This is a genomic window from Gordonia sp. NB41Y, from assembly GCF_030718915.1.
GTDB classification, from domain to species: domain Bacteria; phylum Actinomycetota; class Actinomycetes; order Mycobacteriales; family Mycobacteriaceae; genus Gordonia; species Gordonia desulfuricans.
In genome coordinates, this window is record NZ_CP132196.1 from 1,439,643 (window position 1) to 1,461,833 (window position 22,191).

Here is a 22,191-nt window from a genome sequence, read left to right on the forward strand (position 1 = left end):
TCAGTCCACTCCCTTGCCTCGCACCCAGCGCCACCACTGTCGCGTCGACCGCCACGGTGTCAGCTTCTTGCAGAATCCTTGCCGGGCAAGGTCGTCGACGATCTCCAGGCCTGCGATCTGCAGCCCGAGGAAGGTGTCGACCCCCGGGAAGTAGCCGCCGAGGGTGGCACTTCCGGACGCGTAGATCTTGCCGTTGCCGCTCCGGCAGCCCAGCAGTTCGAAGTCGCGGCCCACGTCCATCCGGCCCACCGGGTTGATCCCGGCGCCGGTGTGGTCGAGCAGGTCGGCGAGCAGCCGGTGCTCGCGGACGTCGGCCTCCAGTCCGGTGCAGTCGATCACGTAGTCGGCGTAGAGCTCGAAGGTCCCGTCCGGCCGGGCATCCTGGGTGATCGATGCGTGTGGGTCGACGCGCACGGTGGCCACCACGCCCTGCCCGCCGGGGCCCGGCACCAGGGACTCGGCCTTGCCGACGGCCACCCGGTACCAGCCCTCCCGCCGACCGCGCTTGAGCTGTTCCTGCCAGTCCTTGCGGACCGGGGTGTTGGTGCCGCCCATCTGTTTGTAGGCGGCGGCGCGCTCGTGGCCCTCGAGTCTGCGCATCCGCGCCTTGAGCTGCCCGCCCCACACCGACTTGGGATAGTTGAATCCCTGATATGCCCAGCCGTCCTTACCTTTTCGGCGCATGAAGATATGCGGTCCGTGCGGCTTGTCGACGTAGGTCCGGAACAGGTGCACGATCTGTGTCTGCAGGCCGAGGGCGTCGCGATCGTCGATCAGCCGCTGCAGTACCCGGGAGGCGACGATGCCGGCACCGCGGATCATCACCGTGCCCGGCCGCCGCTGCAGCGCCTGATAGACCGTCTCGTGCGGCTCGTAGGCGTTGACCACCTTGCTCGCGTCACGGTACTTCTCGCGGAATGCCTGCAGGTCGGGCAGGAGCTTGATGCCCGGATAGCCGATCGCGACGTGCACCCACTGACTGCGGAAGGCCACCCGCTTGGTGGCGTACTGCTGCGGATCACCATGCGCCCCACCATGATTCGGTGTGGCGGTGCCGGGCGCGACACCGGTGCCTGCGGCCTGCGGGGTGAGGATCGTGTAGTAGCCACCCCCGGCGCGCCGCCGGATCATGCGGACCTGCCCGAGCCGGAGGCACTGCAGGTATCCGATCCGGTTGCACTCGGCCTCCATCGACTCGAAGGCGTGACCGGCGCGGGGCGTGTAGTAGTTGCTGAAGATCGGTTCGGTGCCCACGTTCCACAGTGGTTTCAGGGACTTGTCGGCCCACGCCTCGCGCACCGCATACGACGGGAACCCCCAGATGTTGTCCGGGGTGGAGGCCGAGTCCGACCGCAGCCGCTCGGTACGCGGGATCTGCGAGACGCGGGTCAGGTACTCGTAGGAGTGCCATGGGACGTCCTGCGGGCCGAGCACCACGATCTGGTCCAGTGGCACCCCGCAGACGCGGAGATAGTCGACGGTGACGAACGAACCGATACCGGAGCCGACGGTGACGAACGGGACGTCGACCACCGGGATCCCGGCCTGCTCGACCATCGCGTCGGTCCACACGTCGGTCTCGACGAGTTCGGGGGTCAGGTCTCCCCCGGAGCGGCCGCCACGCGGCGCGCCTCCCGCCGGCGGCGGCCCCGGTCGACCGGCGGGCGGCTGCCCGGGCCGCTGCGGCGGCACCTGCCTCGGCGGCTGCGCCGGACCGGGTGGGACGTGCTGGGGCGGGACATGCTGGGGCGGGATGTGCTGGGGTGGAACATGGTGCGGTGGGAGGTGTTGCGGCGGTGCCGGATTCGGCTGCCCCGGCCCCGGAGGCGGCCCGGGCACCCGGACCCGCCGGGTCGGGTCGACCGGACCGGGTTGCGCGGGATACCGCCCGCCGCCGCTCATCGACGCCTCCGTCGCGTCCGGCCGAGGACCCGACGGCCCACCGCCGACACCGCGCCGACGGCGGGCACGATGACCGCGATCGACCCGGGCGACGGTGTTCCCGTGGTGGTCACCGGGGGTGGTGTGGATTGTGTGCCGGCGGCGACCGGGGCCCGGACCGGTTCGGTGGCCGCCGATGCCATCGTCGCCGACAGCCCGGCGCCGCCGACCACGAGTGCGGCCGTGACCGGCCGGGCCGAGGACCGGCGCGAGTCGTGGAGACGCATGATCCTCCAGGGTGAGAGCGGGTGCGTGAGTGCAAGCAACTCTAACCCGGCGGGCAGGCGTTGAACCCGCTAACCGATCGAACGGAGGACACCGTGTCGACGACGGTGACAGCCCTGTCTACCAGCGGTTTTGATCCGCCACCGCAGGTCGGTGCGGATCAGCCGCGCGCACGGTCCCCATACCGTCTCCGGAACCGTTCGACACGGCCCTGCGTGTCGACCAGCCGCGCGGCGCCGGTCCAGAACGGATGCGAATCACTGGTCACGTCGACCACCACCAGCGGGTAGGTGTTGCCGTCGGTCCATTCGACGGTGTCGGCGGAGGTGAGGGTCGACCGGGTCAGGAACTGCGTGCCGGTGGAGGCGTCGCGGAAGACGACAGGGCGGTAGGGCGGGTGGATGCCGGGTTTCATCGGGGGTCCTCTCGGTAGGGGTCGGTGATGTCGGTGTCGTGCCGGGCCCGGTCGGTGTCGGGCCCCGTCCCGTCGGTGTCGGCGACGGGCAGGCGCAGGTCGGCCGGATCGGAGCGGTCGCACGGGTCGGCGTGGGCATGGCCGAGGGGATCCGGGTAGGCCATCCAGAGCGCCTGGCCGTCGGCCATCTCCGCGTCGTCGAGACAGGCCGCCTGCAGGGCGCGGGTGATCTCGTCCGGGTCGGCGCGGTGGCACAGCACCACGACGGCGCTGTGCCGGTCGCCGAACTCGGGATGCCATCGCAGGCCGGCCATCGCGCGACGTTCGGGATCGACGGCGGCGAGGTCGTCCTCGTCCATCGCGGCGAGCCACGGACCGCCGGCGCTGACCTGCAGTGCCTCACCGGCCGATTCGAGCCACAGCGCCTCGTCGGGCCGGTTGGCCAGCCACAACCGGCCGCGAGCACACACCACGCCGTCGAGCAGCACGTCGAACGCCGCGTGCAGCCGATCCGGATGGAACGGCCGGTCGGCGGCGAACTCGACCATCCCGACACCACATTCGGGTTCGAGCGGCGGCTGTCCGCGCAGCAGCGGATCATGCGGACCGTCGATCCGGCCGCGGCGCGCACCGTCGGGGATCGCCCGCAGCAGTTGCGTCGCCATCAGCGCGGTCAGCGGGCGCTGCGCGATCTCCATGATCATCGGCGCACCGGGGGCGAGCCGGCGCAGGACGGCCATCAGCCGGGCGGTCTCCCACCGGTCCCGCATCATCGGATCGGCCCCCTGCACGACGAGCGCGTCGGCGAAGGCGACCTGACCGACGGCCACCTGGGCGAGGGTGCGCTCGTCGTCGACGGCGCCGAGTCCGGCCTCGCCGACGGTGATCTCGCCGGTGGCGCTGGTCAGCCAGTCCGACTCGGCCAGACATGCGATCGTGGCCGAGACCTCGACGTCACGACCGGCCGGACCGTCGACGAAGCCCGGCATGTCCGAGACCGTCACATGCTCGACGGCCCAGCAGACCGCTTCCGGTTCGAGTAGTGAATCGAGATGCACCACAATCGTTTCCACCGATTCACGACGGTGCAGGCGACGGAGCAGCGGCAGCAGGTCCAGGCGCAGGGTGCACGAGACGCAGCCGTGTTCGAGGGTGACCTCGGTGACGGTCTCGGTCTCCGCGCCGTCGAGGTCGACCGACCTGACCGTCCGCATCACCCTCCCGGATGCCACCGCCCCGAGGTCGTGATGGACCAGCGTCGTACCGGCCACCACCAGGGCATCGGCGACGCGGGCACCCGCCGCGGGGTCGAGGCCGGCCACCAGGATCACCGGCGTACGCGGCGCCGGGTCGGGGCCGTTCGGTTCGATCTCCACCACTCACCTCAACTTTTGACAACGATTTCCATTTAGCTTCTCGCCACGGTAGCGTGCCGAATGCATTAACGCCAATCGTTACCAATAAGGAGATGGGCATGTCCGCACACTGCCAGGTGACCGGGCGCCGACCCGGCTTCGGCAAACAGGTGTCGCACTCACACAAGCGCACCAATCGCCGCTGGAACCCCAACATCCAGCGCCGCCGCTACCTGCTGCCGTCGGAGGACCGGTACATCACACTCACCGTGAGCGCCAAGGGAATCAAGACCATCGACCGGCGCGGGATCGAGTCGGTGGTGGCCGAGCTCCGGGCACGCGGGGAGAAGATCTGATGGCGCGCAACGAGATCCGTCCGATCGTCAAGCTGCGCTCCACCGCCGGAACCGGGTACACCTACGTCACCCGCAAGAACCGGCGCAACGACCCCGATCGCCTCGTGCTGCGCAAGTACGACCCCGTCGCACGCCGCCACGTCGAGTTCAAGGAGGACCGCTGATGGCCAAGAAGGCCAAGATCATCCGCAACGAGCACCGCAAGGCCACGGTCGCGCGGTACGCCGCCCGCCGGGCCGAGTACAAGCAGATCATCGCCGATCCGGCCGCGGACGCCGACACCCGCGCCGACGCCCGGCGCCGGCTGCAGGCACTCCCCCGCGATGCCAGCCCCGTGCGCATCCGCAACCGGGACGCCGTCGACGGCCGCCCCCGCGGCTTCATCGGCAAGGCCGGGCTGTCGCGGGTGCGGTTCCGCGAACTCGCCCACCGCGGCCAACTCCCGGGCATCCGCAAGTCCAGCTGGTGACCAGACCCCTCACCCGACACCATCACAGGAGCATCCATGAAGAGATCGACGGGCAAGAAGCGAACAGTCCGCGACCCCAAACCCTCGACGCGGACACACAACCGGCTGACCGCCCTCGGCATCACCGCGACCGGCCGTGACCCGGTGGACTACAAGGACGTCGCCACGCTGCGGCACTTCATCTCCGACCGCGGACGCATCCGCTCGCGCCGGCTCACCGGACTCACCCCGCAACAGCAACGACAGGTCGCCACCGCGATCCGCAACGCCCGCGAGATGGCGTTGCTGCCGTACGAGTCCCGGCGGTGACGCCCGCTATCCGCCCTGCAGATCGAGACTGATCTCCTCGGCATCGAGCTGACTGAGCACCTTGGACAACGTCTCCGACGAGTACTTGCCCTGCCGCCGCATCCGCAACAGGTCCGCACGCTGGGCCTTGATGATCTCGCGGCGCACCACCCGCATCTGTGCGCGTTCGGTGTTGCTGAGCCCGAAGGTGGCCCCGCTGCCGACGCCGTCCTCGTCGTCGTCGGCCTCGCGGTTGGCCTGCTCGATGCGGTCGCGCAGCCACGGCACGTCCCGGACGGTGTCGGAGGTCGCCATCACCTGCTGCACGGTCTGGTCCATCTCGGCGCGCAGACGCAGGCGCTCGGCGCGGGTGTCGCCGGCGGTGTCGGGCAACCGCAGACTGCGGATCACCCACGACAAGGTGCCGCCCTGGATCAGCAGCGACGCCGCCGCGACCACGAATGCGGTGAGCACCAGCAACGACCGCGCCGGGGTGTCGGTGGGCAGGGTCTGCGCCGCGGCCACCGTGACGACGCCGCGCAGGCCCGCCCACACCACGATCGTCGCCTCCTTGGGGCCGATCGGTGCGTCGTCGTAGTAGTCGATGTCGGCGAGTGCACGGGTGACCCGCGCGTTGATCCGGCCCGCGGTCTCCGGCGAGACCACCGTCATCCCGCCGAGGTCGGGATCACGGCGGGAGCCGAACCGGAACCGCCACTGCCATCGGGAGAATCGGCGACGCAGCCCACGGGCCTCCGGCTCGGTCGCGACGGTGGGGGTGGCGGTGAACCCCTCCAGGACCGGACGCAGTGCCTCACCGCGCAGGCGGCGTCGTTCCAGCCACCACACCAGTGGCACCACATAGACCGCACGCACCAGCAGCGTCACGCCGAGCGCCGCCATCCCCAGCCACACCGCATGCTGGACACCGTCGTGCTCGTTGCCGACGTCGACGATCAGACCCCACAGTTCCAGGCCCATCAGGAAGAAGACGCCGCCCTCGGCGAGCATCTCGACCATCTTCCAGTTCTGGGTGTCGGAGATGCGGTGCCGCGAGGTGAGGTGCCGGACGGCCCCGGCACCGGTGATCAGGCCCGCGGTGACCGCGGCGACCAGACCGGAACCGCCGAGTTCCTCGGTGGGCAGATAGGCCAGGTACGGGACGGTGAACGAGATGGCGGTGTTGACCGCGGGATCGGTGATCCGCGCACGCACCCGCAGGTTCAGCATGCCGATCACCGCACCGATCACCACGGCCACGATCACCGAGTAGAAGAAGTTGAGCACCACACCGCCGAAGGAGATCGACGCGGCCATCGCGGCGACGGCCGCCCGCAACAGCACCAGCGCCGAGGCGTCGTTGAGCAGGCTCTCCCCCTCGAGTACGGCCGTGACCCGCGACGGCACCCCGAGTTTCTTGGCGATACCGGTGGCGACGGCATCGGTGGGGCTGACGATGGCACCCAGCGCGACACCGGTGGCCAGCGAGATCCCCGGCACCACGGCCCAGAAGAACAGCCCGAGGACCAGTGCACTGATCAGCACCAGCACCACCGACAGCGCGGAGATGGCGCCGAAGTCACGCCGGAACTCCATGGCCGGCATCCGGACCGCCGTCGCGTAGAGCAGTGGCGGCAGCACGCCGACCAGGATCCATTCGGGATCGAGGTGTACCGCAGGCACCACCGGCAGGATGCCGATCACCGCACCGATCACCACCAGGGCCAGCGCCGACGGCACGTGCACCTTGGGTCCGATCTCCACCACAGCGGTGATCAACAGGATCACGCCGATCACGATCAGGATCTGCTCCATGCCAGATATCGTGCCGCAAAGCCGCCGGCGATCCGCGGCGGAGCCGATCATCGCCGACCGTTACATCGCGTATTGACGCATAGAGTGACCCGGGTTACCGTCTATGACAACGCACATTGTCACCATGCGGCCGCCGTCCACCGTCGCCGCCGTCACACCGGGAGTTCACGATGACCGAAGCGCTTCGCTACGAGCCCGAGCATGCCAAATCCGACGTGGACAACGACTACCTGCAGGTCCTCGACGACCTGTCGGCCGCGTCGGTGCACCGCAACTTCGACCCCTACATCGACATCGACTGGGATGCCCCGGAGATGGCCGTCGTCCCCGACGACCCCCGCTGGATCCTGTCCTACGAGGTCGACCCGATCGGCCGTCATCCGTGGTACCAGGCGCAGCCGCAGGACAAGCAGATCGCGATCGGCATGTGGCGGCAGGCCAATGTCGCCAAGGTGGGCCTGCAGTTCGAGTCCATCCTGATCCGCGGTCTGATGCAGTACAGCTTCTCGCTGCCCAACGGCGCCAAGGAGTTCCGGTACACCACGCACGAGTCGCGCGAGGAGTGCAACCACACCCTGATGTTCCAGGAGCTGGTCAACCGGGTCGGCATGGACGTCCCGGGCGCCAAGAAATACTACCGCCGGTTCTCCCCGCTGGTCCCGCTGGCCTCCACCATCTTCCCGACCGTCTTCTTCTTCGGCGTACTCGGCGGCGAGGAGCCGATCGACCATCTGCAGAAGGACTTCCTGCGGATCAGCGAGGACCTGCACCCGGCGATGGCCGCGGTGATGCAGCTGCACGTCGCCGAGGAGGCCCGCCACATCTCCTTCGCCCATCACCACCTGCGTGAGACCGTGCCCGCCAAGGGCCCGGTGCAGCGCTTCATGCTGTCGCTGGCGATGCCGATCACCATGCGGGTACTGGCCGGCGCGATCATGGTGCCGCCGCGCGGGTTCCGCCGTCAGTTCGACGTGCCCGACGAGGTGATGCGCGAGATCTTCTGGAAGTCCGCCGAGTCGAAGCGTGTGCTGCGCAACGTCTTCGGCGACGTCCGGATGCTCGCCGACCAGTGCGGGCTGATGAACCCGGTCTCGCGCCCGCTGTGGCGGGTCCTGGGCATCTCCGGTCGCAAGTCGCGCTACCGCAGCGAACCCACCTACACCGCGAGCTGATCCACCGATGCCCCACGTCGTCACCCAGGCGTGCTGCGGCGACGCCTCCTGCGTCTACGCCTGCCCGGTCAACTGCATCCATCCCACCCCGGACGAACCCGACTTCGGGATCGCCGAGATGCTCTACATCGATCCCAACACCTGTGTCGACTGCGGCGCCTGCGTCACCGCCTGCCCGGTCGGGGCGATCACCCCGTCGCACCGCCTGACGCCCGGCCAGGAGCGCTTCGTCGACATCAACGCCGAGATGTATGCGCCGCAACCGGATACGTCGACGCTCGACATGGCCGATCCGCTGGGTCTGACCGCCGCCCGCTTCCCGGTCGACCCAGGCCGGCGGCTGCCGCTGGCACCGGTGGGCCATCCCGAGGGGCTGGCCGTCGACGGCCCGGTGTCGATCGGGATCGTCGGTTCCGGGCCGTCGGCGATGTACGCCGCCGACGAACTGCTACGACACCACCAGGTCTCGGTGACCATGTACGAGCGGCTCGACCGTCCGTTCGGCCTGGCCCGCTTCGGCGTCGCCCCCGACCACGGCTCCACCCGCACGGTGATGCGACTGTTCGACGACGTCGCGAGCAATCCCGCACTGGAGATCCGCCTGCGCACCGAGGTCGGCCGGGATGTGACCCTGGCCGAGCTGCGGGCGCGGCATTCGGCGGTGATCTGGGCCGGCGGCGCCCCCACCGACCGCCCGCTGACCCTGCCGGGCGCCGAGGCCCTCGGCGTCACCAGCGCCACGTCGTTCGTCGGCTGGTACAACGACCACCCCGATTTCACCGATCTCGCCGTCGGCCTCCGGGTCCGCGAGGCCGTGGTGATCGGCACCGGCAACGTGGCCCTCGACGTGGCCCGCATCCTGGTGCGTGACCCCGACGACCTGGCCGGTACCCCGATCTCCCGCCACGCGCTGACCGCGCTGCGCACATCGGGCGTCCGACGTGTCACGGTGCTCGGCCGTCGCGGCGCCGAACACGCCGCGTTCACCCTGCCGGAGCTGGTCGGACTGGTCGACGGGGGCATCCCGGTGACCGTCGACGCCGCCGAGGTACCCGACCCGACGATCGCCACCGATCCCACCACCCGCACCAAACTCCGGCTGCTGCGCGAGATCGCCGCACGCCCGGTGCCCACCGAACCGCACATCCGCTTCGCCTTCGACCGCACCCCGGATCATCTCGAGGTCGACAACGGCCGGGTCGGCGGGATCTCGGTGACACGTCCCGACGGCAGCACCGAGCGTCTCGAGGCGGGTCTGGTGCTCGCCGCGATCGGCTACCGCGGCCGACCGGTGCCCGGCCTGCCCTTCGACGAGTCCACCGGGACCATCCGGCATCGCGCCGGACGCATCGTCGACGCCGACGGCCCCGTCCCCGGCATGTACGTCACCGGCTGGATCAAGCGCGGACCGTCGGGGTTCATCGGGACCAACAAGACCGACTCCACCGAGACCGTCACGTCGCTGCTGGCCGATCTCGAGGCCGGCCGTCTGCCGCGCACCCGCACCGCCCGGCCCCGCCGCACCCTGTTGCGCGTCGGGCGCGGCTGAGCCGGGCACCGGACCCGGGTCAGCCCGGGTTCTTGGCGGCGTCGATCGCCGCACGCACCGCGTCGGCGCACTCCTGCCCGGCCGGTTCGGGCCCGAGTCCGACGTAGAAGGAACCGGTGTCGCCGGACTCGATGCGCAGTCCGGTGATGCTCAGGCCCGCCTCGGCGTCGGATACGCGGTCGGCGTGCGGGATGGACCGGCGTGCGACCGACAGTGCGACCAGCGGTCCGGACAGCACGCTCTCGCCGCGCACCGCACCCGAGATGGCGACGATCAGGTGGGTGGGATGCACGATCACCAGCGTCTGGTGCTCGGCGTCGGGGTCGGCGGTGTTCGCCCGACGCTTGAACGCACGCCCGAGAAGTGAATACGACGGCGGGTTCTCGCTGCGCGTGAGCCAGGCGGGAAGTCCGTCGGTGATGGCGAGCTGGTGCGAGTGCGCGTGGTTGCGCAGGGCGTCGCGGAGGCCGGGTGGCAGGTCGCTGAGATCGGCGACCGAGGTGCTGCGGCGATACGGCGAGGTCATGGCTGCCACGCTACGGCGGCCATCCGGAATCCGTCGTCCATAGATCCATCGATCGCTATCAAATCGTTGTGGATCGGTCGATGCACATTTGTTGCCATCCGGGTAACGTCGTCCGTGCGATGGGGGGGTGAGCCACCGATGCGCGAGACGATCTCCCGTTTCGACTACATCGATGCGGCACAGGAACTGGGTGACCGGTTTGCCGCATTGGTGTACGACGTCGAGGCCCCCGACGTCCGCGTCGAGTCACATCGCGGATGGTCACTCGCCGACTGCGTCGGGCATGTGGCCTCCGAGCCGGCCCGTTACCTCGCACTGACCCACGGTGCCGACGAATGGCCTTCGCACCCAAGGTTTCTCAACGACATCTATGCCAAGCAGATCGCCAATCTGCCCACCCGCGACATCCGCGGACTGACCGAGATGTTCCGGGCCGATCTCGCCGAGTTGCTCGACACCGTCGGCCACTTCGGCGCACGCGTGCCGATGATGCGGATCGCCGGGCAGCGCCGCGTCCGGGCCGACGCCGCCCTGGGAATCCTGATCGGCGAGATGGCCATTCGCGGCCGGGACATCGCACGCTCACTCGGGCGGCAGTGGTCGATCGACCCGATGATCGCACCGATGGTCACCCGTGGCGGCCACGAGCTCCTCCGGCCGTGGGCAGACCACCACGTCTGCTCGGGTCATTCGGCCACCTACGACATCCGAATCCGGCGGACCGGGGAGCGGATCGTCTATCAGTTCCGCGACGGTCGCCTGGAGATCGATCCCACCGATCCGGAACCCGCCGACGTCCACATCAGCATCGACCCGATCTCGGTGGTACTGGCCGCGCACGGGCGGTTCGCCGCCGCGCCGTCACTCCTGGCCGGACGATGCATGGCCTGGGGCGCCCGGCCGTGGCTGGCCCTGGGTCTCAACCGTCGGCTCGCCGACGCCCGCAGCCGGCACGCGCCACAACCCTGACACCCCCGGCCGTCCGCGAGACGGCCGGACGGCCTCGCCGGATCAGAAGGCCTCGCTGATCAGCACCGCGACGGTGCCGGATTCCTGTGCGTCGAAGATGTGCGGGAGATCGCCGGGATAGCAGATGTAGTCACCCGGTGCGAGTTCGACCGGATCGTCGACCGGCCCCACCAGCGCCCGCCCCGCACTGAGCACCACGTGCTCGACGATGCCGCGAGCGTGCGGCAGCGACCGGCGCGGCGAGTCCGGCTCGGCCCGGATCAGATAGAGATCGCGCCGCGACCCGGGCCGCGCCGACGACAGCAGAGTGGTCAGGTAGTCGGCGTCGGCGGCCGCGATCACCGGCCCCTCCCCTGCGCGGATCACCTCGACGCGTGGTTCGGGTGCGTCGAGCAGGGCCGAGAACTGGATGCCCAGCGCGGTACTGAGCGCCCACATCGTCTCCACGCTGGGATTGCCGACGCCGGACTCGAGTTGGGAGAGCGTCGACTTGCCGACACCCGCCCGCCGCGCCAGCTCGCCGAGCGAGAGCCCCGCCCGCGCCCGCTCGCGCCGAAGACCGGCAGCCACGAGCTGTTTCGGGTCGAGCTGTTGCCTCGGATCGGTCCGTACAGCCGGATCGTCCGGTTCGCCGGACGATCGTCCATCTTGACGAACACCTGTCATGGTGTTCATTCTAGTAGACATGCGTTCGCCGGACAGAACACTTGCCGTGCGCGCCCCCTGGCGCGATCTCGACGGCGCCACCATTCGCACCGTGGCGGTGATGTGCCTGTCGGTGATGGTGATCGGGATGTCGTACGGGGTGTCCGGCCACGGCGCGGGGCTGAGCTGGTGGCAGCTGACGATCATCGCGGTGGTGGTCCTGGCCGGATCGTCGGAGTTCGTCTTCGTCGCCGTGCTCGCCGCCGGTGGCGCACCCCTGCTCGGCGCCGCCGCCGGACTGCTGGTCAACACCCGCAACCTCGGATACGGCCTCGCCGTGGGCCGTCACCTCGACCGCGGACCGTCGATGCTGATCGGCGCCCATCTGATCAACGACGAGACCGCCGCACTGACCGCACCGGAGACCGACCGGCGTCGGGCACGTGCGGTGTTCTTCGTGTGCGGCGTGGGCATCCTGGCCTGCTGGCCGGCCGGGGCCGCACTCGGCGCACTGCTCGGCAGTATGGTGGCCGACCCGGACGTCCTGGGCCTCGACGCCGCGTTCCCCGCGCTACTCGCCGCACTCGCGATCCCGGCACTGCGCGAGAAGTCCACCGCCACAGCAGCGCTGATCGGCACCGGTGCCGCACTGGCCGCCGTGCCGTTCGTCCCACCGGGCGTGCCGGTGCTGATCGCGCTGGTCGGCGTTCTGCTCACCGTACGAATGGGCAACGCGCACAGAAGTTCTGACGAAAAGGTCGAGGAGGAGATCGGATGAGCCACAGCATGTCGGTGGTGATCGGCGTCGCCACCCTCGCCCTCGGCACCTACCTGCTGCGGATCGCCGGCCCCGCACTGCGCAGCCGGATGTCGGTGTCGCCGAGGATTGCCGCACTCATGGACCGCGCCGCTGTCGTGTTGCTGCTCGCCGTCGCCGCCACCGGCGCGATCTACGCCGGCCACGACTTCGCCGGCTGGGCTCGCCCCGCCGGTGTCGCCGTCGGCGTGATCGCCGCGATCTGCCGGGCACCCATCGCGGCGGTCGTCATCCTCGCCGCCGCGACCGCCGCCGGCCTACGCGCTGTCGGCATCGCCTGAAAGTCGGGGAAGGTCCCGAAAGTCGGGGAAGGTCGCGCCTCCGACGCCCGTTCGTCGACCCTCCCGGCCGCTTTGCCGAAACCAGGGAAAGTGAACCTTCCCCGACTTTCGTCACCATCCCCGTGTTGCAACTCGGGGACGGTGACGAAACCAGGGGAAGGCGAGCTTCCCCTAGTTTCTGAACGGTCGGTTTCCCCTGGTTTCTGAACGGTCGAGCTTCCCCTGGTTTCTGAACACGACGACGATTCGCGCCTCTGTTAATACCTACGCAGTAGGTTTATTCTGTGACCTGTCTGACAGATCCGACGCCGGGAGTCCGACGTCGACGACGAAAGCGGGTAACACCATGCGTGCACTCATCGGCGGGAAGGGCCCGGACTGGGTCCGCGAGGACATCGCACCTCCCGAACAGCTCGGCGCGCTCCGGATCCGGGTGATGGCCGCCGGGGTCAACCGGGCCGATCTCTACGCCCTCGAGGGCACCTATACCGCCAACTCCCAGGGCGACGGACCGTTCACCGCGGGTATGGAGGTGGCCGGGGTGGTCGAGAACGGCAGCCTGCTGAGCCCGGACCTGCCCGCGGGCACCCCGGTCATGGGCATCACCGTCGGCGCCTTCGCCGACACCGCGATCTGCGATCCGCGCCTGGTCGTCCCGATCCCCCACGGCCTCGACTTCACCGAGGCCGCCTCGCTACCGGTCGGGCTGATCACCGAGCACGACGCGCTGGTCACACAGGCCGGCTTCACCGCGGGCGATTCGGTCCTGATCGTCGGCGCCACCTCGTCGATCGGGCTGATCGGGGTACAGATGGCCAAGGCCCTCGGCGCCTCCACCGTGATCGCGACGACGACCACCGACGCCAAACGCCAGGCCCTCGTCGACGCCGGCGCCGACGTCACCGTGAACACGCGAACCGAAGATCTCGCGGAGGTGGTCCTCGCCGCCACCGACGGCGCCGGAGCGACCATCACCCTCGACCACGTCGGCGGCTCGCTGTTCGCCGCGCTGCCCGCGGCCACCGCGATCGGCGGCACCATCGTCAGCATCGGACGCCTCGCCAGTACGGGCACCGAGCTCGACCTCGACACCGTCGCGTTCCGGCGCCAGCGGCTGCTCGGCACCACCTTCTCCATCCGCACCCGGGCCGAGCTCGCCGCGGTCGTCGGCGCCCTGACCGCACACGTCCTGCCCGCCGTCGAGAGCCGGGCGATCTCCCCGCGTCTGGATCGGGTCTTCGACGCCGACGACGCACTCGCGGCAGCCCAGCACCTGCGGTCCGGGCAGGGCGTCGGGAAGGTGGTGCTCGACTTCTCGGCCGCACACACCACCCCCGATCCGGCCCCGGACCCGGTGGCCACCATCTTCGGTGGCATCGCCCAGATCGGCTACGTCGTCCGCGACGTGGAGGCATCCATGCGCGGCTTTCTCGCCACCGGGGTCGGACCCTGGTTCTACCTGAAAGGTGTTCGGCCACAGAACTTCACCTATCGCGGCGAACGGTCGGACATGGCGATGGACGTGGCCATCGCCAACAGCGGTGGCGTGCAGATCGAACTGATCTGTCCCGTCGGCGACGCCCCGTCGATGTACCGCGACTTCCTCGCGGCGGGAAACGAGGGCGTGCAACACCTGGCGTACTGGACCGAGGACTACCAAGGCCTCTACGACCGCGCCCTGGCCGCGGGTTTCACCGTCGGTCAGGAAGGCCAGATCGGTGGTGCCGACGGCCGCTTCGCCTACTTCGAGACCGAGCATCATCCGGGAACGGTGGTGGAGATCTCCGACGTCGGCGGCACCAAGAAGTTCGTGTTCGACCTGGTCAGGCTGGCCGCCGACAACTGGGACGGGTCCAACCCGATCCAGGAGATCGACGCGAACCTGGTCGGCGGTGATCCGGCGGCTCTTGCCGAGATCATGGCGGCACTGGGCTGATCGCGCCCGGCGGCCGAGCAGACGGGCGCGGCGTGAGGCGGGTCGGGCAGACTGGTCGGGTGGATTCCGCGCCTGAGCCTGCTCCCGCCAAACGCCGTGGCCGCCCGCCCCGCGGCAGCCGCAAGGCCCTCACGCGCGATCGCGTCCTGCACACCGCCCTGGCCATCGTCGACGCCGAGGGACTCGACGCGATCACGATGCGCCGGGTGGCCAAGGAGCTCGACGTCGATCCGATGAGCCTCTACAACCACGTCGACGGCAAGGACGGAATCCTCGACGGGCTCGCCGAACTCCTGCTGGCCGAGCTCGCCGGCACGTCGTCGTCGGGAGATCCCCGCGCCGACATCGAGATGCGCGCGCGGGAGTTCCGGCAGGCGATGCTCCAGCATCCGAAGGCCGCGCCGGTCGTGCTCACCCGCCAGCTCACCTCACGGGCCGCGCTGGCACCCATCGAAGCGGTACTCGAACCACTACTGGCCCAAGGGTTTCCCACAGATCAGGCAGTGCATGCGATGCGTACCGCGCTGGCCTTCCTGCTCGGCACGCTGCTCCGTGAAGTGGATGCCGGCCCCACCTTCGGCGTCGGCGATCCGGTGGCCGGCGAGCAGCGTCGGGCCGATCTGGCCGCATCGGGGCTGCCCGCCGTCGCCACCGCAGCAGCCGATCTCGCGGTGTGCGATCACGAGGCGGAGTTCGAGTTCGGCCTGCACATCATGCTCGACGCGCTCGAGCGGATGCGACCCCGGTCGGGGTCGGACCGAGATCCCGAATCCCACTCAGGACGAGTACGTCTCGACGAAGGGATCGGTGACCCGTCCGAGCACCGGTAGCTCGAGTCGCACTCCCTCGCCATCGGCTCGCGAGGTCAGGAACTCCATACTCGTGGTGAAGTCGTCGAAGAACTCCGGCAGCGGTGTGAGTGGCCGGTCCAGCCCGCGGGTGAAGTTGTCCCAGTGGATCGGGATCACCGTGCGGGCACCGGTGTCGGTGACGAAGGTCTGCCAGTACGCATCCCGCAAGCCCAGGGTCTGTTTGCCGAGTACCCCGATGCCGAGATAGACGGTCTCGGCGTGGCGTCCGGTGATCGCACCGGCCCGCATGTTGGCGCTGGCGTGGATCATCAGCTCCCGCCCGTGGTGCTCGATGTGCAGTGTGTAGCAGTCCCCGGTCCGGTAGTCGGTGGCCTTGGCGCCCGGCGACATCGGCGCATCGATCGATCCGGGTGCGAGGTCACCCGGACTGTGCTCGGCCGGTAGCGCGGTCAGCGTGAACGCTCCGATCCGACGTGGTTCACCGAGGGCGACGAGGTCGAAACGATCATCGGGGAAGCCATGCCCCCGCGCGATGTTGCGCATCGAGGCCGAGCCGAGCAGGCGGGCCCCGGTCATCTCGGCGACGTCGGCCGAATCGAGGGCATGGTCGTAGTGCGAGTGCACCACGAACACGGCGTCGACCGTACCGATCCCGAAGCGGTCGAGCGCGGCGCGGATCACGGTGCGGTCGGGGCGGACACGGCCGGCGCGCACCCGCACGAGACCCGGCCGCGTGAAGAATCCGTCGGTGAGGATCGTGCTGGTGCCGTCGGTCAGCAGCAACGTCGACACGCCGAGGAACCGAACCTGCACCCCTCCCGCGGAACCCGCTGCCGCCGGCGGTGATTCGAGATGTCTCCACGGGGCCAGGGACGGGGCCCGGAGGCCGCGGAGCATGGTGAACAGTCCCGGCGCGGCCATCAGAGCACACTCCGCGCCGCGGCGCGACCGGCCTGCCGCCCCGACAGCAGACAGCCACCGAGGAACGTGCCCTCGAGTGCGTTCTATCCGTGGACTCCCCCACCGCCGAAGCCGGCGACCTCACCGGCGGCGTACAGCCCGTCGACGGGTTCGCCGTCGGCCCCAAGTGCCCGAGAGTCGAGATCGGTCTGGATGCCGCCCAGCGTTTTTCGGGTCAGGGTGTGGAGTTTGACCCCGATCAGCGGACCGTTGTCCGGGTCGAGCAGTCGATGTGGCGCCGTGGTCCGGCTGAGCCGGTCACCGAGATAGCGCCGCGAGTTGTGGATGCCCTGGATCTGCGCATCCCGGGCAAACGGATTGGCCACTTGCAGATCTCGCTGCTCGATCTGTTCACGGACGGTGACGGCGTCGAGGAGCGGCTGCTCGGTGAGCGCGTTCATCCCCGCCACCAGCTCCTCGATCGTGCCGGCGGTGACGAAGTCGGCACCCTGCTCTTGGAAGTCCTTCACCGGACCGGGGATGCCGCGGGCGAGCCGGGAACGCATCACCTCCCGTTTGCTGCCGCCGGTGATATCCGGATTCTGTTCCGACCCCGACAATGCGAACTCCTTCTCCAGAATCCGTCGCGTGAGGACGAACCAGGAATGATCGTGCTCGGCGAGGCCGTCGGCGGTGCGCAGGTACTGCAGCGTACCGACGGTGTCATAGCCGGGAAAACACGGCGCGGGCAACCGCCGGCCGAGCGCATCCAGCCACAGCGACGACGGCCCGGGCAGGATTCGGATGCCGTGCGCGGGCCAGATCGGATTCCAGTTGTGCAGTCCTTCGGTGTAGTGCCACATCCGATCCCGGTTGACCAGGCGAGCACCGCCTCGCGCCGCGATCTCCAGCCCGCGGCCGTCCACATAGGCGGGGACCCCGGAGATCATGTGGCGCGGTGCCGTTCCCATCCGTTCCGGCCAGAATCGGCGCACCAGATCATGATTCGCCCCGATCCCGCCTGTGGTGACGATGACGGCCTGCGCATGCAGCTCGAAGTCGCCGATCTCGTCGCGGGTGGATGGCGCGCCACGGGGTGCGTCGTCGGGTGCGAGAATCCGGCCGCGGACCCCGGTGACCGCCCCCTGGTCGACGATCAGCTCGTCCACCCGATGCCGATGACAGAACGTGAGCAGCCCCTGGTCGCCGGCCCGCTGCGCACTGGCCACGAACGGGGCGACCACACCGGTCCCGGTGCCCCATGCGACGTGGAACCGGGGGACGGAGTTGCCGTGACCACCTGCGGTGAGATCTCCTCGTTCGGCCCAGCCGACTATCGGTGTCAGCTCGATCCCCTGCTCGGCGATCCACGAACGTTTCTCCCCTGCAGCGAATTCCACGTAGGCCCGGGCCCAGCGGTGAGCCCACCGGTCCTCGTCGTCGAGGCGGTCGAATCCCGCGCTGCCGAGCCAGTCGTTCCAGGCGAGTTCGAACGAATCGCGTACCCGCAGCCGTCGTTGTTCGGGCGAGTCCACCAGGAACAGTCCACCGAACGACCAGAATGCCTGGCCGCCGAGGTTGTGCGCGTTCTCCTGGTCGACCAGGGTGACCGACCTTCCGCGGGAGGTGAGTTCGTGTGCGGCGACCAGTCCGGCCAGCCCCGCACCCACCACGATCACGTCACTCATGCACGTCCTCCCAGGATCTTGTCCACCGCATCGATGAGTTCGCCTCCGCCGCGTAGCGATCCTTCCGGTGAACGCCAGGCGATGTAGCCGTCGGGTCGCACCAGCACGGCCCCGGCTGCGCCGATCCCGTACGCGCCGAAGAAGTCCCCGGTGTCGGTGAGGCCCACCGAGCCGATGGTGTAGCCGACCACCGGAACCCGACGGTCTGCCCGCAGTTGTGCAACGGCGGTATGCCATTCCGGACCGTCCGGACCGGTCAGTACGGTGAACCCGGCGCCGAACAGGTCCAGCGTCGAGACCTCCCGGTCGCGGCCGAGCCACACATGCGGGGCACGGCAACCGGGCACCGCGGACGGCTGGTAGTCGGAGTAGTCGTCATCGACACCCGGCGGTGACGATCCGTCGGGGACGACTGCATCCGAGGTGTAGTGTGTTCCGAACTCGACGCCGAGATGGTTTCCGTACCTTCGTGTCTCGGCGATGACCTCCGCGGCCGTCAGCCCGGAGTCGCCGAGACCGTATTCGGCGGCACCGATGCGGGTGACGTTCTGGAAGTTGACGTAGCTCTGATCGGCGGTCCGTCGCGCAGGTGCACGGCGTTCGTCGTCGTAGGTGGCGAGCAAGGAGTGGTCGGCATGCCCCAGGACGACCATCGCAAGTTTCCACATCGCGTTGTGCATCCCCTGCAGACCGGTGTTCACACCCAGGCCACCGGTCGGCGGGAACTGGTGTGCCGCATCGCCGCACAGGACCACACGGCCGTGGACGAACCGGTCGGCGATGGTGACGTTCATCCGCCAGGTCCCGACACTGCGTACGTCCACCTCGACGTCGTCGACACCGACGGCCGCCCGGACCCAGTCGACGACCCGCTGCGCCGGCCATCGTTCCCGATCCCAGTCGTCGGCTCTGACGGTGATCTGGCACAGCCATCGGCCTGCTGCGTCGAGGGGCTGCAGCACCCCGTATGCGTCCGGGTTGGCCACGTAGAGGAGCACTCCCGTGCGGTCGGCGACGTGCTGTTCGAGTGGTGCATGGAAGTAGCAGTTGACGAAGTGGTGGATGTTCTGCGGGCCTTCGAGTTCAGCACCCACGCAGGACCGGACGAAGCTGTCCACACCGTCGGCCGCCACGATCGCCGCGTCGGTGAGCTCATAGGTTTCACCGCCGGAGGTGGTGACCAGCACCGCGGCGTCGGCGTCGGCGTCCGCCATTCCGCGCTCCACATGCGTCACCCGGTGGCCGAACCGGAGGTCGACCAGTCCGGTGGCGCGCGCGGCGTCACGCTGGATGGATTCGAGCAGGTCCTGTGAGGACATCACCGGCAATGCCGGGCTGACCGACGGGCCGGGACCGGCGAAGCCACGGCTGTCGATGGACCCGAACTCCCGGCCGGTCACGGTGTCGAAGAACCGGATCGGGCTCTTCCACCCGGGCGGGGTGTCGACCGAACGGAAGCGGTGGTAGACCAGCGTGCCCCACCCGCGGGCGATCTCCATGGTGCGGGTGTTGAAGTTCCGCGTCTTGGGATGCCCCGACGGCCGGTCGCGCGCTTCGAGAACGACGGTCGGGACGCCGAATCGTGCCAGTTCCAGTGCAGCACCCAGACCGACGGGACCGGCACCCACCACGATGACCGCGTGTGTCATCAGTTCACCACCTTGTTGTCGTCACGAATCGACCCGGCAATTCAGCTGGGCAGCCACGGATCTCAGAACCGTGAGATCCCCGTCACGCCATACTGTAGTGACACTACTGTTTTAGTCAACCCCCCGGTGATCTAGAGTGGCGCTATGGCACAGCGAGCCACCGACACCCAGGTCATCGCGCCGCGGCAGGCCCGAAGCCGCGCCACCATGGAGCGGATCGTCACGACCACCGAGGAACTCCTGGCCGAGAAGCCGTTCGAGGAGATCACCATCGCCGAGATCTCGGCGAAGGCAGGATGTGCACCGCCCGCGATCTACGCTCGATTCTCGGACAAGACGGCGTTGCTACTCGAGCTCCACGCGCGTTTCATCAGACGCGCAGCGGAGACTGCAACGAGCCCGACCGGCGCCATCACCGGCATCGATGCCGACGACGAGGCGTTCATTCGGCATGAGGTCGCCGAGTGGACAGAGCTCTACCGAACCAACCATCGGCTGTTGCGCAGCATGTTGCTGTCGGACAATCCGACGGTCTATCGACGCGCCTCCGAACTCACCAAGCAGATCTCGCGCCGACTGGCGACAGCGCTGCACCACTCGATCGGAGTCGACGGCACCGCCGCCCATCCCGACGAGGACGATGCCGCCGCACGCGATCTGGACTTCGCCGTTCGCACGGCGTTGGCAATCCTGCAGCAGGACCTGATCTTCGGGCCGGATCAGCCGACCCGGTTCGAGTACGGGCCGGACGAGATCGCACACCGTGTTGCCGATGGCGTCGTGGCCGCATTCCGGCGGCACAGGCATATCGGCGAGGCGGACTGAAGCGGACGCCTACGGACGGCCCGCGGCGACCTGCGCAGCCCGCAGCAGCGTGGGATCGTGCGCGTTCACCAGGATGAGGTCGGCGTCGTGTTCGGCCCAGAGTTCGCTCAGCCGTTCATGATTGGCCCGAACCCTGGCGCGGTCGCGGGCGACCAGGGACTCCATCACGCGCAACGCCACCGGGACGCCGCCGGTTCGGTCGACCTGACCGTGGTGATAGAAGCTGTCCCCGACATGCAGGGTCCAGTGATCGCCTGCGTCGACGGCCACCGCGGCGTGACCGCGAGAATGCCCGGGAAGGGCGATGAGCACGATTCCGGGGGCGATGTCGGTCAGTTCGGTCGCGGCGGGGAATCCCCGCCAGGGTTCGGCGGCGCTCGGCGAGTGACCGACCACGGTCAGCTCGTCGATGAACCCCTCCCGGTAGCGGCGCTTTTCGACGAGGGTGGCACGGGCCCGGGCGGCAACGACCTCATCGGCGGTGAGATGCACACGCGCCCACGGGAAATCGTCGACACCGCCGATGTGATCACCGTCGAAGTGGGTCAGGACGATATCGCGGACATCGTGTGGGTCGTATCCGAGGGCCTCGACCTGCCGGATCGCGGTCTCGGCGTCGGCGTACTCGGGGCGCAGAAATCGGCTGGTCGAGCCCATCCGGGTCTTCCACTGCAGACCGTCGAGCAGACCGAAACCCGAGTCCACCAGGGCGAGGCCGTCGTCGGTCTCCACGAGCAGGACGTGACAGACCAATCCGTCGGGAACCGCGTATGGATGCATGGTTCCGCAGTTGAGGTGATGGACTTTCATGTCAGTTCCCCTTCCACCCGGATGCCGTGGTGACGAGGATACGGCGCGCATCGAGGCGCGTACTCCCGGCGAGTTCCACCAACGTCGCGGCCACATTGGCAAACGGCAGTGTCGGCAATCCCGGAACCCGGGCAACTCTCTCGAGAGGCAGTGCCGCCCAGTCCTTCACGGCAGCGCCCTTCTTCAGGTTGACCGGGTAGACGATGACCCAGTCGAGCGTCGAATCCGTGAGGACACCTTCGGCGGCGGCCTTGTCGGCGAAGAACTTGCCGAGCACGGTGCGGTAGATCAGGCGCGCCAACCAGGACGCCTTGTCGGCGGTGTCGCCGACGCCGAAGGCCGAGACCTGGACCAGCCGGGCGACGCCGGCCTGCTCCATGGCGGCGACGATGGCGGGCAGCGTCCGCTGGGTGAACGTGGTGTCCTTGGTGGGACCGGTGACCGCCGCGATCACCGCATCGGCGCCCCTGATCGCCGCCGCCAGACCGATCGGATCGTCGACGTCACCGGCGACCACCGTGACCCCTGGAAGCTTCTCGACCGCATCGGGTCGTCGGACATAGGCGACCACCTCGTGTCCGGCGGCGACGGCCTCGCGCATCGTCGCCGACCCGACATTGCCGGTGGCACCCAGGATCGTGATCTTCATGCGGTTCCCCTTCCGATCGACACCTGAATAACCTACATCGTAGGCTAATCGGGTCGGGGCCGGACGGGGACGGAGCCGCTCACCCCGCAGGCGCGGGTG

General features: G+C 69.0%; 23 protein-coding genes and 1 pseudogene. 12 read left to right on the forward strand and 12 right to left on the reverse strand.

Annotated features, from left to right (window positions below; all coding sequences use genetic code 11):
- From Q9K23_RS06130 to Q9K23_RS06145, 4 genes are all read right to left on the reverse strand, one after another.
- Nucleotides 1-1,557, reverse strand: a complete 1,557-nt coding sequence (locus Q9K23_RS06130; RefSeq protein ID WP_305950537.1) for a hypothetical protein — start codon at nt 1,555-1,557, stop codon at nt 1-3.
- 341 nt (nt 1,558-1,898) lie between these two features.
- Entirely contained in the window at nt 1,899-2,168 is a 270-nt protein-coding gene (locus tag Q9K23_RS06135; protein ID WP_305950428.1) for a hypothetical protein, read from the reverse strand.
- A 158-nt stretch (nt 2,169-2,326) separates the two neighbouring features.
- Nucleotides 2,327-2,581 carry a type B 50S ribosomal protein L31 gene (locus Q9K23_RS06140; RefSeq protein WP_053776845.1) on the reverse strand — a complete coding sequence of 85 codons (255 nt, stop codon included), beginning with the start codon at nt 2,579-2,581 and terminating at the stop codon, nt 2,327-2,329.
- A complete protein-coding gene (locus Q9K23_RS06145; protein ID WP_261977806.1) occupies nt 2,578-3,957 on the reverse strand; it encodes a GTP-binding protein in 1,380 nt (459 codons plus the stop codon). Before Q9K23_RS06145 ends, Q9K23_RS06140 begins: the two co-directional genes overlap by 4 nt.
- Before the next feature lie 98 nt (nt 3,958-4,055).
- On the opposite strand from Q9K23_RS06145, the gene rpmB reads away from it, so the two are divergent.
- The 4 genes from rpmB to rpsR are packed head-to-tail and all read left to right on the forward strand — an operon-like array spanning nt 4,056 to nt 5,070.
- Nucleotides 4,056-4,292 (forward strand): 50S ribosomal protein L28, encoded by a 237-nt coding sequence (gene rpmB / locus Q9K23_RS06150; RefSeq protein WP_053776911.1) that lies wholly within the window; start codon nt 4,056-4,058, stop codon nt 4,290-4,292.
- Entirely contained in the window at nt 4,292-4,456 is a 165-nt protein-coding gene (rpmG, locus tag Q9K23_RS06155; protein WP_020793770.1) for a 50S ribosomal protein L33, read from the forward strand. Before rpmB ends, rpmG begins: the two co-directional genes overlap by 1 nt.
- On the forward strand, nt 4,456-4,761 hold the full coding sequence (gene rpsN, locus Q9K23_RS06160; protein WP_053776846.1) for a 30S ribosomal protein S14: 306 nt from the start codon (nt 4,456-4,458) through the stop codon (nt 4,759-4,761). The genes rpmG and rpsN overlap by 1 nt, the downstream gene beginning before the upstream one ends.
- A 36-nt stretch (nt 4,762-4,797) precedes the next feature.
- The gene (gene rpsR, locus Q9K23_RS06165) at nt 4,798-5,070 is read left to right on the forward strand and encodes a 30S ribosomal protein S18 (protein WP_020793647.1); all 273 of its coding nucleotides are present in this window, start codon (nt 4,798-4,800) and stop codon (nt 5,068-5,070) included.
- A gap of 6 nt (nt 5,071-5,076) precedes the next feature.
- Here the strand turns inward: rpsR and Q9K23_RS06170 are convergent, their stop codons facing one another.
- On the reverse strand, nt 5,077-6,864 hold the full coding sequence (locus Q9K23_RS06170) for a cation:proton antiporter (protein WP_053776847.1): 1,788 nt from the start codon (nt 6,862-6,864) through the stop codon (nt 5,077-5,079).
- Nucleotides 6,865-7,034: 170 nt separating this feature from the next.
- On the opposite strand from Q9K23_RS06170, the gene Q9K23_RS06175 reads away from it, so the two are divergent.
- Complete coding sequence (locus tag Q9K23_RS06175) at nt 7,035-8,036, forward strand: diiron oxygenase (protein WP_053776848.1); 1,002 nt, start codon at nt 7,035-7,037, stop codon at nt 8,034-8,036.
- 7 nt (nt 8,037-8,043) lie between these two features.
- Entirely contained in the window at nt 8,044-9,585 is a 1,542-nt protein-coding gene (locus tag Q9K23_RS06180) for a 4Fe-4S binding protein (RefSeq protein WP_053776849.1), read from the forward strand.
- 19 nt (nt 9,586-9,604) lie between these two features.
- Here Q9K23_RS06180 and Q9K23_RS06185 read toward each other — a convergent pair whose 3' ends face one another.
- Nucleotides 9,605-10,111, reverse strand: coding sequence for a hypothetical protein (locus tag Q9K23_RS06185; RefSeq protein WP_053776850.1), 507 nt, complete (start codon nt 10,109-10,111; stop codon nt 9,605-9,607).
- A 138-nt stretch (nt 10,112-10,249) separates the two neighbouring features.
- Between Q9K23_RS06185 and Q9K23_RS06190 the strand changes: the two genes are divergently transcribed.
- The gene (locus tag Q9K23_RS06190; protein ID WP_053776851.1) at nt 10,250-11,080 is read left to right on the forward strand and encodes a maleylpyruvate isomerase N-terminal domain-containing protein; all 831 of its coding nucleotides are present in this window, start codon (nt 10,250-10,252) and stop codon (nt 11,078-11,080) included.
- Nucleotides 11,081-11,122: 42 nt separating this feature from the next.
- On the opposite strand, the gene Q9K23_RS06195 is transcribed toward Q9K23_RS06190, so the two are convergent.
- Nucleotides 11,123-11,746 (reverse strand): XRE family transcriptional regulator, encoded by a 624-nt coding sequence (locus Q9K23_RS06195; RefSeq protein ID WP_053776912.1) that lies wholly within the window; start codon nt 11,744-11,746, stop codon nt 11,123-11,125.
- A 19-nt stretch (nt 11,747-11,765) separates the two neighbouring features.
- Here Q9K23_RS06195 and Q9K23_RS06200 point away from each other — a divergent pair, with 19 nt between their 5' ends.
- From Q9K23_RS06200 to Q9K23_RS06215, 4 genes are all read left to right on the forward strand, one after another.
- Complete coding sequence (locus Q9K23_RS06200) at nt 11,766-12,503, forward strand: AzlC family ABC transporter permease (protein WP_261977809.1); 738 nt, start codon at nt 11,766-11,768, stop codon at nt 12,501-12,503.
- Nucleotides 12,500-12,823 carry an AzlD domain-containing protein gene (locus Q9K23_RS06205; RefSeq protein WP_305950429.1) on the forward strand — a complete coding sequence of 108 codons (324 nt, stop codon included), beginning with the start codon at nt 12,500-12,502 and terminating at the stop codon, nt 12,821-12,823. Before Q9K23_RS06200 ends, Q9K23_RS06205 begins: the two co-directional genes overlap by 4 nt.
- A 346-nt stretch (nt 12,824-13,169) precedes the next feature.
- Complete coding sequence (locus Q9K23_RS06210) at nt 13,170-14,759, forward strand: zinc-binding dehydrogenase (RefSeq protein ID WP_305950430.1); 1,590 nt, start codon at nt 13,170-13,172, stop codon at nt 14,757-14,759.
- A 59-nt stretch (nt 14,760-14,818) separates the two neighbouring features.
- Complete coding sequence (locus tag Q9K23_RS06215; RefSeq protein WP_082365807.1) at nt 14,819-15,589, forward strand: TetR/AcrR family transcriptional regulator C-terminal domain-containing protein; 771 nt, start codon at nt 14,819-14,821, stop codon at nt 15,587-15,589.
- Here Q9K23_RS06215 and Q9K23_RS06220 read toward each other — a convergent pair.
- The 3 genes and pseudogenes from Q9K23_RS06220 to Q9K23_RS06230 form a co-directional block, all read right to left on the reverse strand.
- On the reverse strand, nt 15,536-16,492 hold the full coding sequence (locus Q9K23_RS06220; RefSeq protein ID WP_187343530.1) for an MBL fold metallo-hydrolase: 957 nt from the start codon (nt 16,490-16,492) through the stop codon (nt 15,536-15,538). The two genes, Q9K23_RS06215 and Q9K23_RS06220, sit on opposite strands and share 54 nt — an antisense overlap.
- Nucleotides 16,492-18,159, reverse strand: a pseudogene (locus Q9K23_RS06225) (FAD-binding dehydrogenase). Before Q9K23_RS06225 ends, Q9K23_RS06220 begins: the two are co-directional and overlap by 1 nt.
- Entirely contained in the window at nt 18,156-19,808 is a 1,653-nt protein-coding gene (locus Q9K23_RS06230) for an FAD-dependent monooxygenase (protein ID WP_020790308.1), read from the reverse strand. The pseudogene Q9K23_RS06225 and the gene Q9K23_RS06230 overlap by 4 nt, the downstream one beginning before the upstream one ends.
- A gap of 144 nt (nt 19,809-19,952) precedes the next feature.
- Between Q9K23_RS06230 and Q9K23_RS06235 the strand changes: the two genes are divergently transcribed.
- A complete protein-coding gene (locus Q9K23_RS06235; RefSeq protein WP_020790304.1) occupies nt 19,953-20,633 on the forward strand; it encodes a TetR/AcrR family transcriptional regulator in 681 nt (226 codons plus the stop codon).
- Nucleotides 20,634-20,642: 9 nt separating this feature from the next.
- Here the strand turns inward: Q9K23_RS06235 and Q9K23_RS06240 are convergent, their stop codons facing one another.
- Together Q9K23_RS06240 and Q9K23_RS06245 are read right to left on the reverse strand one after the other, a co-directional pair.
- A complete protein-coding gene (locus tag Q9K23_RS06240; RefSeq protein WP_053776855.1) occupies nt 20,643-21,443 on the reverse strand; it encodes an MBL fold metallo-hydrolase in 801 nt (266 codons plus the stop codon).
- A gap of 1 nt (nt 21,444) precedes the next feature.
- Entirely contained in the window at nt 21,445-22,092 is a 648-nt protein-coding gene (locus Q9K23_RS06245; protein ID WP_020790307.1) for an NAD(P)-binding oxidoreductase, read from the reverse strand.
- Between the last annotated feature and the right edge of the window lie 99 nt (nt 22,093-22,191).